The organism is Pseudomonas sp. CFBP 13719 (genome assembly GCF_014842095.1).
In the GTDB taxonomy this organism is placed as follows: Bacteria; Pseudomonadota; Gammaproteobacteria; order Pseudomonadales; family Pseudomonadaceae; genus Aquipseudomonas.
On sequence record NZ_JACYVB010000012.1, the window covers coordinates 39762 to 53340 of the forward strand.

At 49.4% G+C, this 13579-nt stretch carries 11 protein-coding genes and 1 pseudogene; 6 read left to right on the top strand and 6 right to left on the bottom strand.

Annotation, left to right across the window (positions count from 1 at the left end; translation table 11 throughout):
- Nucleotides 1-684: 684 nt before the first annotated feature.
- Nucleotides 685-990: a hypothetical protein gene (locus IFT57_RS24940; protein ID WP_192153025.1), complete on the bottom strand. Its 306-nt coding sequence runs from the start codon at nucleotides 988-990 to the stop codon at nucleotides 685-687.
- 23 nt (nucleotides 991-1013) lie between these two features.
- On the opposite strand from IFT57_RS24940, the gene IFT57_RS24945 reads away from it, so the two are divergent.
- Nucleotides 1014-1334, top strand: coding sequence for a helix-turn-helix domain-containing protein (locus IFT57_RS24945; RefSeq protein ID WP_342030380.1), 321 nt, complete (start codon nucleotides 1014-1016; stop codon nucleotides 1332-1334).
- Between the two features lie 48 nt (nucleotides 1335-1382).
- Here the strand turns inward: IFT57_RS24945 and IFT57_RS24950 are convergent, their stop codons facing one another.
- Nucleotides 1383-1904 (bottom strand): GAF domain-containing protein, encoded by a 522-nt coding sequence (locus IFT57_RS24950; protein WP_192153026.1) that lies wholly within the window; start codon nucleotides 1902-1904, stop codon nucleotides 1383-1385.
- A gap of 522 nt (nucleotides 1905-2426) precedes the next feature.
- Here IFT57_RS24950 and IFT57_RS24955 point away from each other — a divergent pair.
- The gene (locus tag IFT57_RS24955; RefSeq protein ID WP_192153027.1) at nucleotides 2427-3569 is read left to right on the top strand and encodes a hypothetical protein; all 1143 of its coding nucleotides are present in this window, start codon (nucleotides 2427-2429) and stop codon (nucleotides 3567-3569) included.
- 439 nt (nucleotides 3570-4008) lie between these two features.
- Nucleotides 4009-5493 carry a hypothetical protein gene (locus tag IFT57_RS24960; RefSeq protein ID WP_192153028.1) on the top strand — a complete coding sequence of 495 codons (1485 nt, stop codon included), beginning with the start codon at nucleotides 4009-4011 and terminating at the stop codon, nucleotides 5491-5493.
- A gap of 251 nt (nucleotides 5494-5744) precedes the next feature.
- On the opposite strand, the gene IFT57_RS24965 is transcribed toward IFT57_RS24960, so the two are convergent.
- Together IFT57_RS24965 and IFT57_RS24970 are read right to left on the bottom strand one after the other, a co-directional pair.
- Nucleotides 5745-7061: a hypothetical protein gene (locus tag IFT57_RS24965; RefSeq protein WP_192153029.1), complete on the bottom strand. Its 1317-nt coding sequence runs from the start codon at nucleotides 7059-7061 to the stop codon at nucleotides 5745-5747.
- Between the two features lie 420 nt (nucleotides 7062-7481).
- Complete coding sequence (locus IFT57_RS24970) at nucleotides 7482-7817, bottom strand: GrlR family regulatory protein (RefSeq protein WP_192153030.1); 336 nt, start codon at nucleotides 7815-7817, stop codon at nucleotides 7482-7484.
- 968 nt (nucleotides 7818-8785) lie between these two features.
- Here IFT57_RS24970 and IFT57_RS24975 point away from each other — a divergent pair.
- Both IFT57_RS24975 and IFT57_RS24980 read left to right on the top strand, forming a co-directional pair.
- A complete protein-coding gene (locus tag IFT57_RS24975) occupies nucleotides 8786-9358 on the top strand; it encodes a hypothetical protein (RefSeq protein WP_192153031.1) in 573 nt (190 codons plus the stop codon).
- Between the two features lie 177 nt (nucleotides 9359-9535).
- Nucleotides 9536-9934, top strand: coding sequence for an Ltp family lipoprotein (locus IFT57_RS24980; RefSeq protein ID WP_244657427.1), 399 nt, complete (start codon nucleotides 9536-9538; stop codon nucleotides 9932-9934).
- A gap of 211 nt (nucleotides 9935-10145) precedes the next feature.
- Here the strand turns inward: IFT57_RS24980 and IFT57_RS24990 are convergent, their stop codons facing one another.
- Nucleotides 10146-10484, bottom strand: coding sequence for a hypothetical protein (locus tag IFT57_RS24990; RefSeq protein WP_192153032.1), 339 nt, complete (start codon nucleotides 10482-10484; stop codon nucleotides 10146-10148).
- A gap of 871 nt (nucleotides 10485-11355) precedes the next feature.
- Between IFT57_RS24990 and IFT57_RS24995 the strand changes: the two are divergent.
- A pseudogene (locus IFT57_RS24995) lies at nucleotides 11356-12630 on the top strand (YfjI family protein).
- A gap of 243 nt (nucleotides 12631-12873) precedes the next feature.
- On the opposite strand, the gene IFT57_RS25000 reads toward IFT57_RS24995, so the two are convergent.
- Complete coding sequence (locus tag IFT57_RS25000) at nucleotides 12874-13563, bottom strand: hypothetical protein (protein WP_192153033.1); 690 nt, start codon at nucleotides 13561-13563, stop codon at nucleotides 12874-12876.
- Between the last annotated feature and the right edge of the window lie 16 nt (nucleotides 13564-13579).

Consider the following 13579-nt stretch of genomic DNA (forward strand, 5'->3'; position numbering starts at 1 on the left):
TTCGACGAGCCCATAGCGCCGCGTCCGCGTATTCAACAACGTGTGCATCCGGAGTGGTGGTGTTGGGTGTTGGTGCCAGTGGTTGCAGTGGGGATGAACTGGTCTCGGGTTACGGCGCATCTGGAGCCGGTTCGCGCTGTGCCGGCGACTCAATTGGTTGAGCGGGCGGAACGACCAGTTGTTGAACCTGCTCCTGTATCTGCGCCCGTTGTGCGAGCAGTAGCTCCAGCTGTGCCAAAAAGCCTGCAGGAGTGCATGGGCGCTAACAACGCGATTACTGATCAGACGTTGCGCTGTCGGTATGGAGATGCGCCTCGGCCTACGCGGGAAGAACGGGCGGTGCAGGGGATGGTGTCGGCGCAGTATCTGGCGGAGTACAAGGCGGGGCAGGGTTCTACGCCAGTTCGGCGCGCTGGTAGCAGCAGTAGCTCTGAGTCGCACCAAATACTCGGTTGGGACAGGAAGAATTCATACACCGCTTCATGGAGTGTCAGCGATAACCGGGTGGATTACGGTAGCGTGTGCAGCGGTTACCGGACTGGATCGATTGAATACCGCGAGTGCAGGAAAGGCGCGAAGCAGTGGTTCAAGGAGCAGTGCCGTTCAGAGCGGAATCCGGCACTGCGGGAGCGGTATTGTTCGGCGGGTTCGGGGTTTAGTCCGATGGGGTAGGACGCTTCGCCGTTAGTAATCGGCAGTGTCCAATCGCTTGTTCTGTTCTTGCCTCGCCTTCCGTGCAGCTAAACCTGCGGCTTCCAGCAGCAGCCAAGTCACCGACTGTATTGCCTGCTCGTCGGGCGATTCGGCAGTGCTGGTGTCCAGACCCAACGCGGTCTGGTTTTCAGGAGCAAGCTGATGCCAGCGCTCCAGCACGCAGTGGCAGATGCCTTCGAGGATCTCTTCCTTGGTGATCGGAGCCGGCAAGAATTCTCGGCTGCCTACAGTGAAATCCGAACCGACGAGCTTGAGCGATTGTGATGGACGTTCCATGACCATTCCCCTTCTTGGCTGATGTGAAAGCTGAAGCTAACCATAGCATCACTATCCTATTTTGGGATAATCCTGTTTTGGGTTTACTTAAGGAGCCGAATCGTCATTCGGCAGTCCTTATGAAATCCATCCATACAGAACGCTATTCCACGCTGATCCGGGCACTCATCGCGTGCAGGAAAGAAAAGGGACTGAGCCAGACTGAGCTTGCACGGCGGGTGGGGAGGCCACAGTCTTATATCTCCAAGGTGGAGAATGCGGAGAGGAGGTTGGATGTGGTGGAGTTTCTGGAGATTTGTGAGGCGATTGGGGTGGAAGGAGGGGAGGTGATGCGAGGGGTGTGAAGGGGAAGGTGTGCATGTGTAACTGACCCTGCCGTCACCTTCCAAAAATCACTCCAACTCAATCGCGGAACTCGCCACCTTCACCACCAAGCTTGCAAAGAATATACACCCGATCAACCGGGCAAAAATCTCGAGCGTTTCGCACAGATCAGGATCTTCGAACAGCACAGGTCGTGAATCAATCGCGCAAAGCGCTCCGTACAACCGGCCATCAGGCAGGAAAATGGGCACGCCTACATAACTGTCCAGATCATAAGTCTTGACGATCAGTCGTGAGGCGAAGCTGTGGTCATGGCTGACTTTCGGAATAAGTAAGGGCACAGGGTCCCGCTGAAACTCGCTGCAGATCGTGTCTTCCAGCGGAAAAGCCTCACCCGCATTAATTCCCAGGTCGGCGGAATCGTGCACGGAGCAGATTACCAATTCAGCATCGCCAAATTTGGTGATCGCGGCGAAGCGCATGTTGGTGAGCCTGGTCACTAACCGCAGGATGTTGGTGGTGGCTTCGATTTCAGCAATGGCTGCTCGTTCTTCTTGGGACAGAAGGCTGGGCGGGTAGTCGAGTGCCATGGGGTACCTCGTCGTTTGGTGCAGTTTCGACCTGTGGGCGAGGTTCTGCAAGGGGGAGATGGAGCGATGTTGTGACACGGGCGCTATGCAGCCAAAACCGAGCATTCAGGTACAGAAAAGCCGTTGTGCGCTACGCAAGGTGTCTGGTTTGTTAAGCTTGTTTGGTGGCCGGGGTAATCTGAATTGACATCCTATGGCATTGATTATTGAAGATAAATTTATTTTTTATTTTTTATTTTTGATTGGAATACCAACTGGAATACCCCACGAGATATCCACGCTCTGGCCTGGCGCTTGTAATCGATTTTACGCCTTTGCTTCTCATCTTTGATTTGGGGGTGATCTTCCTGCCGCTCTCGGGATACAGGTTGCGCTTGATAGGAGGCTGAAGGTGGTGAACGGCAGAACCCGGCCAATAGTAGCCGGTCAGCGATCAGGCTCTAAATAATTTTTCGCCTATGAGGTAAGATCTGCGTCCCTACAGAAAACACGTAACCATCGCGCCTTAGAGAGTTAATTTAAATGGATTTATTCAAGCTTGAAGTTGAAGAGAGAAATTTACACCCAGATGTCAAAAATATAATCGATCAGGCCTGTTACGCACAGGCCAGAGATAATATAAATGAATGGTCTGCCGGTCTCAGTCAGCGCAGAAAAGAGTGGAAAAAATTTGTTAAAGAATTCCAGTTGTCATTCAACTCCAGCTTTTGGGAATTATATCTAAATAAAGCTTTCGGTGATCTTGGGTTTAAGGTTGACTACTCAAAGGAAAGCCCGGACTTTTGTTTGATTCATTCGTCGGGTAGGATTTTAAATATTGAGGCGGTCACCTCTAATCATAGATCTAATGGAGCGGTCGAATATCACAGTGCAAAAGGGCGAGCTGCTGAAAATAAATTGGATGGTGAACGATTCTATGATCTAAGTGCAATAAAGCTGGTGGGCAAAATAAGGGATAAGCGCGAATTATTCTTGGCAGGAAAAAAGAAGCACCCATATTCGTCACTAGATCACGTCAAGGGCAATCCATTTGTGTTAGCGGTAGCTCCTTTTGATACTCACTTGTCATTTTCTCAAAATAATATCGCAATTAATCGTGCACTATACGGTGTCGACAGCAAAACAGGTAATGGCAGACCGGTCATTCACCGAGCACTAAACGAAAATAGTAAGCCAGTCGAGTTCGGAATATTCACAAACGATAGCCACAAGGAAATTAGCGCGATAATTTTCTCAACCGTAGGGATGTTTAGCAAAGCTCTAATAGGCACGAATGTTGATGGCTTTGTGAAGTCCACAAGATACCGAGAAATGGGTGTCGTAGAGTTTATGGTAAAAGAGGGTTTGGACATGATAGGTAAGCATCATGTAGAAATTGAATCCGGTCACGATATATTTTCTCATAGATACTTTAACGGCCATTTAGTCTGTGGTTCAGACGTTACGCTATGCAAGCCCTCGAATCACCGAGAAACTCATCTAGATGGTCTACACCTATACTACAATCCGTTTGCAGAGATACCATTACCTAAAGACTTATTTTTAGCAAAAGAGATAGCTCAGAATGATTTCGACCCTTTAAGTATGTCAATGACATCAAAACATAATGATAAATCATTGGTGTCTCGGCAATTTATTACTTCAATCGATGCGGACGCCGTCTGATTTAAACTGGCACAATTTTCTTCAGGGTTTTAGCCGCGCGGGAGAAGGTGATATCGATCAGCAAGACGTAGAAGGTGGATTAATAACTCAGTTCCGCTTGTAGCTTCCGGCCAAAAGCGGACAGTCTGCATAATCAATATTTCCCCTTTTTTTCTTAAGCAAATCCCCCGATCTATCGCGAATCAACCGCGGCTGCCGAGGGGGACTACTGAAGCTATTGCTTACCAATGAAGTGCAACGTGCCCAATTCGGCCGGTCAACGATCCTTGCTGATCTCAGTGAGAAGGCTGGAGAAAATAGACAAGGTTATGAGCGCGACTGTCATGCCAAAATGCTGGCGTTGATATAGTAAGTAGACATCCTACAACTTTTGATTAAAAGTTTATTGGCTTAAATTAATGTACGAGCGTGTCTTCTTCGATCCACAAGGAAAGATAATATGTTAGCAAGTAGTAAGCAATACACAGAAAATATTGAGCTTGCGCCAAGTGACTGGTTGTTCTGGAAGGATGAAGACTTTAATAATTGGAGGCGACAGCATGACTTCCCTAGGATTGTCGCATTCTTGTTTGATAGTTTACCTTATTTTTCCTTATGGCTTTCTGAACAGGTTGGATTGACTGAAGCAGATTTGTTGTTTCACGGCCCATCCAGATTCATAAAATCCTACGGAGAAAATGCAACGTATATCGAACACGACGTGGGAGTCTCAATTTTTAAAGAATTCCCCGCCAATGAAGTTGTAAGATATGAGTTTTTTGGAAAAAACGAATCTGGAAATACAGCTCGCTTTAAGATTTTGAGACAGGTTTTTTTTGTAAGCTATATTGATTGGGCCTATTCTAGGATGGAATGGGCTTTTCCTAACAAGCTAAAAGACATCAGGGGTATCGCTCTGTTCTTTACGCCTTCAGGAAGAACGTCAAAATCCTCAGACTATTTGAACAGTAATTCAAACATACAACTCAACATACCATTATTCATGCCGCGCTTTACCGCGGACTCATTAAAATCAATGCCTTTTGTAAAAGCTCCACCGAGGCTCGAACTGCTCAAGCTTGGTGGAGGCGGAGTAGAAATAGCAGACGGTGTAGTGGGAGAAAAGAATCTCGAATTTACAAACATTGACAACCTGACGCTTATCTCTCCAATCATCACCAGCTTTCAAATCATCGCATTTTCTAAATTGAGAAACTTCAAAGTTGTTGGTTCGATTCACGCGATAACGTTTCATCAATGTTCAGTTGAAATTACCGTAAAAAACGGCGGTTTATCTTCCTGTCAGTTTGAGCATGGCGATCACAAGATTGAGCTGAGCAACTCAAAGCTTGACAGGTCTTCGATAAGGTCGCGGCGACTTGATCTGAAGCTGTCTGCTACCGAGCTTTTAGATTGTCGCTTAGAATACTCTGATATATTTAATTCCTCACCCAATGAAAAGAAAAACTTCCACAAGTCTGCAAAAATGATTTTTTCACACTTAGGGTATCCTGATTTGGCTGGAAAGCATTTTTTGACAGAGAAGAAATCAGACCGAAAACACAGGTGGGAAACTTTCTCAAGTGCTAAGTCTGCCACAGGAATAGGGGGCAGATTATATGCGCTGATTGGTTACTTATGGATGTCTATACAAGAATTATATTGGGGGTATGGGGAGAGACCTTTTAATATAATACTATTTTCAATAGTTATTATTTCTATAACTTCGTCACTCGGTTATTTCAAGCAAGACTCTAGCACCTATAGCGATGCGTTAAGATCGATTACATTTTCCTTTCAGTCTTATACGAATGTCTCGATACTGGAAATAAATCAGGCCAGTGAAGCACTTAATATGATCGGGGCAGCCATGTCATTTTTTGGTTTGATATCAGTAGGCCTGCTGGTGGCTTCGTTGGCATCTAAGGCAAAAAACTATAACTAATGGAATATACAGAAAGAGGACAGATCTAGTGGGCACTTTTCGCTCTTGGCCGACTCCCGCCTGTCGTGGCAGACAGAAATCGGCCAGGAGCGGACGTCGAGCATCTACAAAAGCGGATGCTATCTACTTCCTGCTCGAAGGCATAGGCCAGCGCCTAAGCTGTCGCCCTGATGGAGCTACATGGGCTGGTGCGGCACCTAACCCATACAGTTGTGTGCGGAACCAGTAGCTCACCGATGGCAGTCGTTAGCCTAGTAGTTTGAGTGATAGTTAAAAATTAGCTTTTCGTCTTTTTCGATCGCCAACCCACTAGCCAAAAACAGCGGTCTCAACCGATCTTGAAGCTCTGAGTCGACAAATTTTTCGATAAAATCTAATGGGAAATCACCAAGGGTTATCATTTCTTTTTTATAGAAGGATAGCCAGGATTTTTTCAATGCGCTCAAAACAGTATCTGCGGTGGTTATGGAGAACCGGCGATTGCCAGGGCCTCCAGAAAATTCAAACGTATGCTTGAGGGAATATCCAGTTTCGTCACCTCCACTTTCCTTGCAGCGGGAGCACCTGCATTCACCTTCTGCAAATGCATCTTCTAAATATTTGTTGAATTGCCTGACTGGGGACGGGATGATATCCGCGCGAGTATATTTTTTTATGGTTAAGTTACATAGCAGTAGGGAGGCTTGAATCTTAAGGTCCGGATTTTGAGCGGGCTTCAATAAGAATTCTATATAGTCTTTTCCTTTCGCGTTACCTCCATAGCTTGGGTGCGTGATAAGGGTTTGCAGCGCTTTGTCGCAGGCATCTTTAAAATCTGTTCTAACAAACATTATTACAGAAGCGTGTATGTCATTAGGAGTTGTGTAGCCGCAAACCTGTGATATCGCGTCGAACAGTACCATCGGACCATCCCAGAATTTGCACTCTGAAACTAATAAATTTCCAATTTCCTCTGATCCTTGATGGTGGCTGATTACAATATCGCAATGCCCCAAAAAAGCATGGGTTTCAGCGGTGGCATTGAATCCTTTTTCTCGTAGCTCTGAGACAAGATGAGATCTTAAATTGGTTTCGCTAGCATTCACGTGAAGTTGGGCGTTCTGCTCCCAGTGCTTCACGCGTGTTCGAATGACCTGCATAGGGTCAAGCATACGCAGCGGTTGATAATTTGAAAGGCCTTTAAGTTCATTGATGAATTGCTGCGCTCGCTGTATGTCCGCCCACTGTTGCTCATACTGCCTGAGCATGTATTTGACAGTGTAGTTTGTTGGGTACTTACTATTTGCCTCACCCTCTGCGTGCTTGCGTATATTTTTGTAGTAGTCTTCTTCTGGCGTGGCGGATATCACCTGTGAAATGTATTCATCAAGTAGTACCGAGGAGTTTTTGAGGTCATTGGTGTTCAAACCACCAGCCAAGTAATGAGCACAGCTGCAACCTTCTTCATAAAGTTTTGCAATCTTGAAGTTCATACCTGCATCGAATTGAAATTCATGATGACTTTTAAGATACTTCCACTCTCTTTCGTGCGCCTGAAACCTCACCTCGAGAGTTTGTAGGTCATTCAAAATACTTTCCAGAGTCCTCACGTGATCTCCAATTCAGCGATAGGTCTTTCAGTTAACTTACGAAGCGTATTGTGATGTTTCGATTTTTACACCTGCGGTTTAGTTTTCGATAGAGTTATTGGTGCTCAATCTGAGGGCGACAAATAAATCTATCTGGATTGCTCTTAAATCATTCAGTTGTACTTATATCAATAATGGCCGCTGGCCTTTATCGCGATCAAGGTCGAATCATATACAATTTTCCTAGGGAAGCCAACTCACTACGAGATTTGACTATGGGGGCTATGTTTCGGGTCGCATTTGACCGGCGGTTTCTGGCCGACTTTTTGTCGGTCGTCACAGCTCAGCCTCGGCCGTTCAGATCGCACTAGAGACTGCCGCTATTATTAGCGACAGTCTCAACTGATCTACTCAACTGACTTAGATAGCGCTTTGAATTTTTTTCCCTTTCAGTTGGATGGTCAGGTGAGGGGCACCGGACACGCTACCTTGCAATTCAAGGGTTCCATTTTCGTAGTTGACGTGTCCCTTTGCGTCAAGGGTGTAATTATCAACCCCAAACACATTTGTATTACCATCGCGCCACTTTCTCACAATGAATTGAGATTCAAACGAGCCCGATTCGGTAGGTACTTTCCCTGGATATAAGTAGTGAGGATCACCTCCATTTACTGTGCCATCTTTTACAACCACCAACCCATCACCGTAGTCACCAGTGCTTGCGCGAAAATCAACGTGAAAAATTCCATTTGTCATAACGAAACCTCAATGGTCTAGGATCACTGAGCGTAGTCGTACCCTGAAAAATACTGAGAAGGTATTTTGTAACAGCGTGAATCGTACTTCTTTGCTGGGAGCATCCGACTGACTGCTATTGGCCGACTCTGTTGAAAAAGTCGGTTTGCACGAAATGCTCGAATACTGATGGGTGAAGACACCTGTTTTGCACGTCGTTACGAGAAATCCAAGTCCTGAACCTACTGCGAAAAATTCAGATTTCAATCTGAGGCGCGTATTTTTCTGCGGTGGAATTCGAAGCCGACTTTTTCAACAGAATCGGCCGATTGCTGCCCTTCAGGTGTTTTAATATTGCCTTTCAAGAAGCTTGCTTGGGCCAAGCTTGAGGCGTCTATGGCCGAGGACTTATGAACGCTTTATCAATGCAGCAACGAGTTCGAGGAAAAGATCATTGGCAGTGGTAAAAACGAACACAAAATCACTCTGCCCCCCGGCTCTCGATTGCGGCGACAGGCTGGTCCGTATGACTTAGATACCGGCCGTCCGTGTTACGCCCTCCAGGTAATCGCGCCGGATGAGCAGGCGAGACGCCAGGTCGAGGACAACTCACAGATCATGGGCACTCCTGGCAAGCACTTTTATGTGTGGGATATCAAGAACGGCTCGACTTGGCCTGTTTTCCTGACCCTGACAGTGGATGGAGTGACGGTAGGCAAGGACAACGACTGACAAACTGTTCGAGGAAACCGAATCATGGAGCCCCGTCATACGCTGATAGCTTTGGGTTTGATTATCGCCGCGATAATTGCGGCGAATACTTCAGCCTGCAATCCACCGGCACATACAGCATCCTCGACCCAGCAAGCGAAGCAGATCTGCGATGAAGTTTACGATGACAGCGAGGACGCTAGCGGATACGGCGATTGCGTCAACTCAGCAAAACGAAGTCTCGAAAATACTAATTGACGGAAAAAGGAAACTCCGCATTGAAATATCTCATCGTTTTAAGCGTCACCGTGCTCTTGGCCGGCTGTGGTCAGGAATCCAAGCCAGCAGCTGTACTTCACCTTGCTCCGATCACACCCGGCGCCATTCCCGAAAAGATCGGCGGCTGCGGGGAAGGTTGTAAGAAACTGGACAAGTTTGCTAAGTGGCAACCGCTGCTCGCTCCGCTGGTTGAAATGCACCGCAGGCAGGAGAAGTGCTCCTCAGTTGAGTATGCGATGCCCGATACCGACTCTGACCCAGTGGACCCGAAGTTTTATGTACAGTGCAAAGAAGTGAGAAGCGGCCAGCTTTACAACACCTTCTACACTCGGACACAGATCGAGATGGGCACGCCGGCTACGAGTGATCCGGTTTCCCGTGCGTATGCTGAACCTCGTTGTGCAGTCCAATTGGCTGAGAAACTTCCCGGCGCTACAATTGCCAACCAAGGCTTTTACGAAGCTCCGAACGGCTCAGTACGTCTAACCTATGACTTAAAATTAAATGGCGTCGACAAGAAGGCGGCTTGTCTAGCTAGCCACGAGTCTGTTGAGTTCAACGTCGTCCGGTAGCTCAGTATCAAGGAAAAAATGACTCTCGCAATAAACGTGATTTTTGGCCTATCTCCGCAGCTGCAGGCACTGATTGACCAGGTGAAAGCCGAGGAAATTCGCTTAGTACCCTCAAAGGGACGTGTCATGTAAAGTTGAGCCGTAAGACAAGAATTTTAAGGCCGTTAGAGGCGCTACATGGGTTCTAGAGATATTCCGATGAATTTTTTGAAAGTAATATTGGCTGTCGCTTTTTTTGCTGCTGCTCCCTCATGGGCTGGAGATTTGACTGGACCTCAAAATAATGCAGTCAGATCAGCGAAGCAGTATCTCAGCATGACGGGCTTCTCACGGAATGGGCTTATTCATCAGCTTTCATCTGATGCTGGACAGGGTTTCGACGTTTCTGACGCTACGATAGCAGTGGACAGCATGAATATTGATTGGAACCAGCAGGCGGTTAGGTCTGCGAAGCAGTATCTCAATATGATGGGCTTCTCGTGCAAAGGCCTCATTAAGCAACTCTCCTCGAGTGCTGGAGAAAAATACACTGTGGACCAAGCAACCTACGGGGCAAAACATGCAGATGGTTGCTGAAAAACGGCTTGATGAGTTCGCTCCGGTAATAAAGGAGGGTGTTCGTTACGCATAGACTTGGCTTGAGGGCTCATCATTACCGTTATGGTGGGCGCTGTCTCAGAACCGAAAACGTCATCGTCCAGGTGATCCGCAAGAGGCGTTTGAAGCAGGTTTTTTGCTGCGGTTGCAGCAGACGCTGATCATGCGACGTGAGGCAGTCACCTCCCAATCATCCAGTTTTGATGCCTGAGTCTGTAATTGATATTTGAGATTTGCTTTTCTCGCCAAACCCTCCGATCAAGCGATCTTTGATCGCGCCGATCAGAGGGTTCACTCGCTTTTTCTCTCCGCCGCCGCGCTCCACCCCTCCATGTTCAACTTCATGAACGCCACGCCTGCTTTCACTCGTCAGTAATTGCCCGCGATTTCCATCAAGCGCAGCGCCATTCAATGTGCGCGAATCTTTTCGTTGAGCATGGATGTATGTGTGGCGACAGCGGCGACGCCCGCGACAACCCACGTAGAACGTGGTCTGGAGCATGGCGACAAAATCGGCGACAGTCGCCACTTATTGCACGCGTTGACTATTACGCTTGAGCGCTATTTTGAGTGAGTATAAAAATTGGCGCACGGACCGCTGTCGTTGACAGCACCTGCCCAGGTAGCCAGAACCTTCAAGGCTATGCCACTTACGTGGTGGTTCTCCCGAAGTGCGATTAGCGTCCGGCGGCTCGCACGGTCACTCCCCAAGAGTGACGGATGCATTCTCTACCAATCTGTCTACTGCGGCAGACGATGAACCTACCTCGCTGCGTTGCAGCAACCTCACCTTCCGGCACACTTCGCTGCGCCAGACTACGTCCGTCTCTTTCTCCTGGAAAGAGATGGGCGCACGTACCACTGCTGCAAGCCACGTCGTAAAGGGCATTGCCGCAAATCTCCCCGAAACAATCGGCCTGACAAATCCGGTTCGTCGCCATCCGCAACGACACAGGCACCGGTGCCGCAGCCATGGAGGGGCCGCACCTGACTGACATTCAGGCATGCGCCAGGTGTCGATGTTGTTGCCTTCTCCCACCCAGCATCTCCAGGTGCCGAACTCGTCAGTCGGCGCTGCCTCCATCCGCCCGCATCTCCGGATCCGTTTAAGGAGACCAGATTAATGGGTTCCTGCCCTTGCTCCCGGGCGTAAGGAGCCGTTCGTTCCGCGTCAGTGAACACCTCACAGGGCGCAGGGGCCTTGATCTCTGATAACACTCAACGCCCGTGGCGGGACTATGTAAGGACAACCAGTAATGATCGAGAGAGGGCCCATGCAGCAGTTAGATCCGAAGCTTGAACTACCATGACCATCTCGACTGCTGATTGAGTCGAATCCGGAGGTCAAGCCTTATCCGGTGCAGGCACTGGGTGGGATTCTTGGGCCTGCGGTTGAGCGCATGGCCGAGGTCATCGGCGCGCCCTAAGCACTGGCCGCGCAATCGGTGTTGGCCACCTTGGCGCTGGCCACCCAAGGTCATGCGGGCTTACAGCTCGACGGGAGACATTATCCCCTGTCGCTGTACCTGATCACGGTGGCTGCGTCAGGGGATCGTAAAATAGCGGCAGATTGATTTGCATTGCTGCCGGCACGGCAATGGGAGCGTGAGCAGTGGCAGCGCTATCGCGAACAACTTGCCCGATACCGTGCCGCACAGTGACAGGCGCAGCGTAACAATTCTGCCGATTCCGACCCTACAAACAGCATACCGCTTGAAGCGGAGCCTTCGGCCCCTCGGCTGATCACCACAGACCCGACGATCGAGGCCTTGATCAAGGGGCTCTGCCATGATTTGCCGAGCATGGGGCTGTTCTGTGACGAAGGCGGACAGTTCCTTGGCAGCAGCACCACGAGTCGGGACAACCGTTTAAAAGCGGTCACGACCTTGTCGTCGCATTGGGACGGTAGCCCGATTGATCGCGCTCGCTCCATGGCCGGCGAAAGCCTACGAGCCTATGGCCGACGCCTAAGCCTGCACCTGATGCTGCAACCGTACTTGGCAATGCAGTTACTCAGTGACCCGTTGCTACAAGGACAAGACATTCTAGGGCGCTGCTTGATGACCTGGCCCACCAGTCTAGCCGGGCAACGTAGCTACCAGGCTGTCGACTTGTCTAAACACGCCGCCCTCAAGCGCTATCATTACCGCCTTTCAGCTCTGTTTTATCAGCCTTGGTTACTAGCCGCTGACGGAGCCTTGCAGCTGTCAGAGCTGAGCCTTAGTCCGCTGGCACGTCGTCGCTGGTTTGATTTGCATGATGCTATCGAAGCTCAGCTAGGAGAGTTTGGCGAGCTAGCCAGCGTACGGCCCAGCGGATCAAAGGTCGCCGATAACCTGCTGCGCGTCGCCGGCATCCTCTCAGCTGTGGAGGAGAGCAGAGTCGTGGAGGTCGACCATATCCAACGGGCCTCCGCTTTAGTCGGCTACTACCTCACCTAGATCCCACGTCTGACTAAGCAGGAGCTAGTGTGTCGGGTAAAGGAAGAGGCGGACCGGTTGCTGCGATGGCTACAGGTCAAAGATTGGCCGCGTTTCAGTATCTGTGAATTGAATCGCGTCAGTCCCCAATTTGCCCGTAAGAGCAGTCGCCATCCCGCCAAGCTTCTGGTCGAGTTGCTTGATCACCAGCGGCTGATCACCGACGGCCCCACGTTCGAGGTGCGCCATATTTAACCCTCATGAAGCGCTACGAAATCAACCCGCTCAGCGTCGAAAGGAGCCAGACGCTCGAATAGCAGCCGCTGGTGTCGCTGACATTTATGTATTCACTGAATTCCAGACACAAAAAAAGACGCCCTAAGGCGCCTTCTTCTGCAGATTTGGTGGAGCCGGGGGGATTTGAACCCCCGTCCCATGCGCACTTTGCGCGGGTTGCATCGCGAAGGCTGTCATTTTGCTGTCATTAAGGTCAAATGGTCATACGGCAGGGCCGGCTTTCAATCGCCCATTTCTCCACAGCCTGAAGCTAGTGCTGCCAGGCGTGCTCTCTCTTGCATGATTGAATGCAACACCCGTGGTCTCGCCCTGCAGCAAATGGAATGCCAAAAATGTTTGCGCGAACTGAGAAGCTATTGCTCCGTGGACGCTGTGGAACGGAGCAATAAACTGCGAGCAGATCGGCATCTTGGAAAGCACACCTCCCACTGCTTGAAATCCGGTCTGGCAGCACAACGAAATGAACACTTTTGGGGCGGCGCCCCGTTTCCGGAAAGCTTCATTCAATACTTCCGGCGTCGCCCAACCATCGATGGCGAAATTGAGACCTCTCTTGCTCCCATGCCCTACAAAAATCACGTGGGAGTAGTTCGCGTGGTCTTTGCCCCAGATAGCCTTTAGCTCATTTACTGATCTAATCTTGTAGGCCCTGACTTGGTCGTCGGGGACAAGCAAGCGACAAAACTGCAGAACCGACTTTGCCAGTGGGTCCAACAACGTATCTTCCGTCGCGAGATCACCCAGCGTAACAATCAGTACCCCTATGTTCCTATGGCATAGTGATGATCCAATCCAGTCCGAGATGCTTCCATCGCGCATCTGGATTTTTACTTTTCCGTGCCCAGCCTCTACGACTTTCGTCCTCCAAACCACAGAGGACAAGTCTTCCATGCCATTAAATCTTGAT

Bases quoted from the DNA above. Each gene is read 5' to 3' on its own strand.
- IFT57_RS24940 (WP_192153025.1), bottom strand. From the start codon at position 990: ATGGAACGTCCATCACAATCGCTCAAGCTCGTCGGTTCGGATTTCACT.
- IFT57_RS24950 (WP_192153026.1), bottom strand. From the start codon at position 1,904: ATGGCACTCGACTACCCGCCCAGCCTTCTGTCCCAAGAAGAACGAGCA.
- IFT57_RS24955 (WP_192153027.1), top strand. From the start codon at position 2,427: ATGGATTTATTCAAGCTTGAAGTTGAAGAGAGAAATTTACACCCAGAT.
- IFT57_RS24960 (WP_192153028.1), top strand. From the start codon at position 4,009: ATGTTAGCAAGTAGTAAGCAATACACAGAAAATATTGAGCTTGCGCCA.
- IFT57_RS24970 (WP_192153030.1), bottom strand. From the start codon at position 7,817: ATGACAAATGGAATTTTTCACGTTGATTTTCGCGCAAGCACTGGTGAC.
- IFT57_RS24980 (WP_244657427.1), top strand. From the start codon at position 9,536: ATGGGTTCTAGAGATATTCCGATGAATTTTTTGAAAGTAATATTGGCT.
- IFT57_RS25000 (WP_192153033.1), bottom strand. From the start codon at position 13,563: ATGGAAGACTTGTCCTCTGTGGTTTGGAGGACGAAAGTCGTAGAGGCT.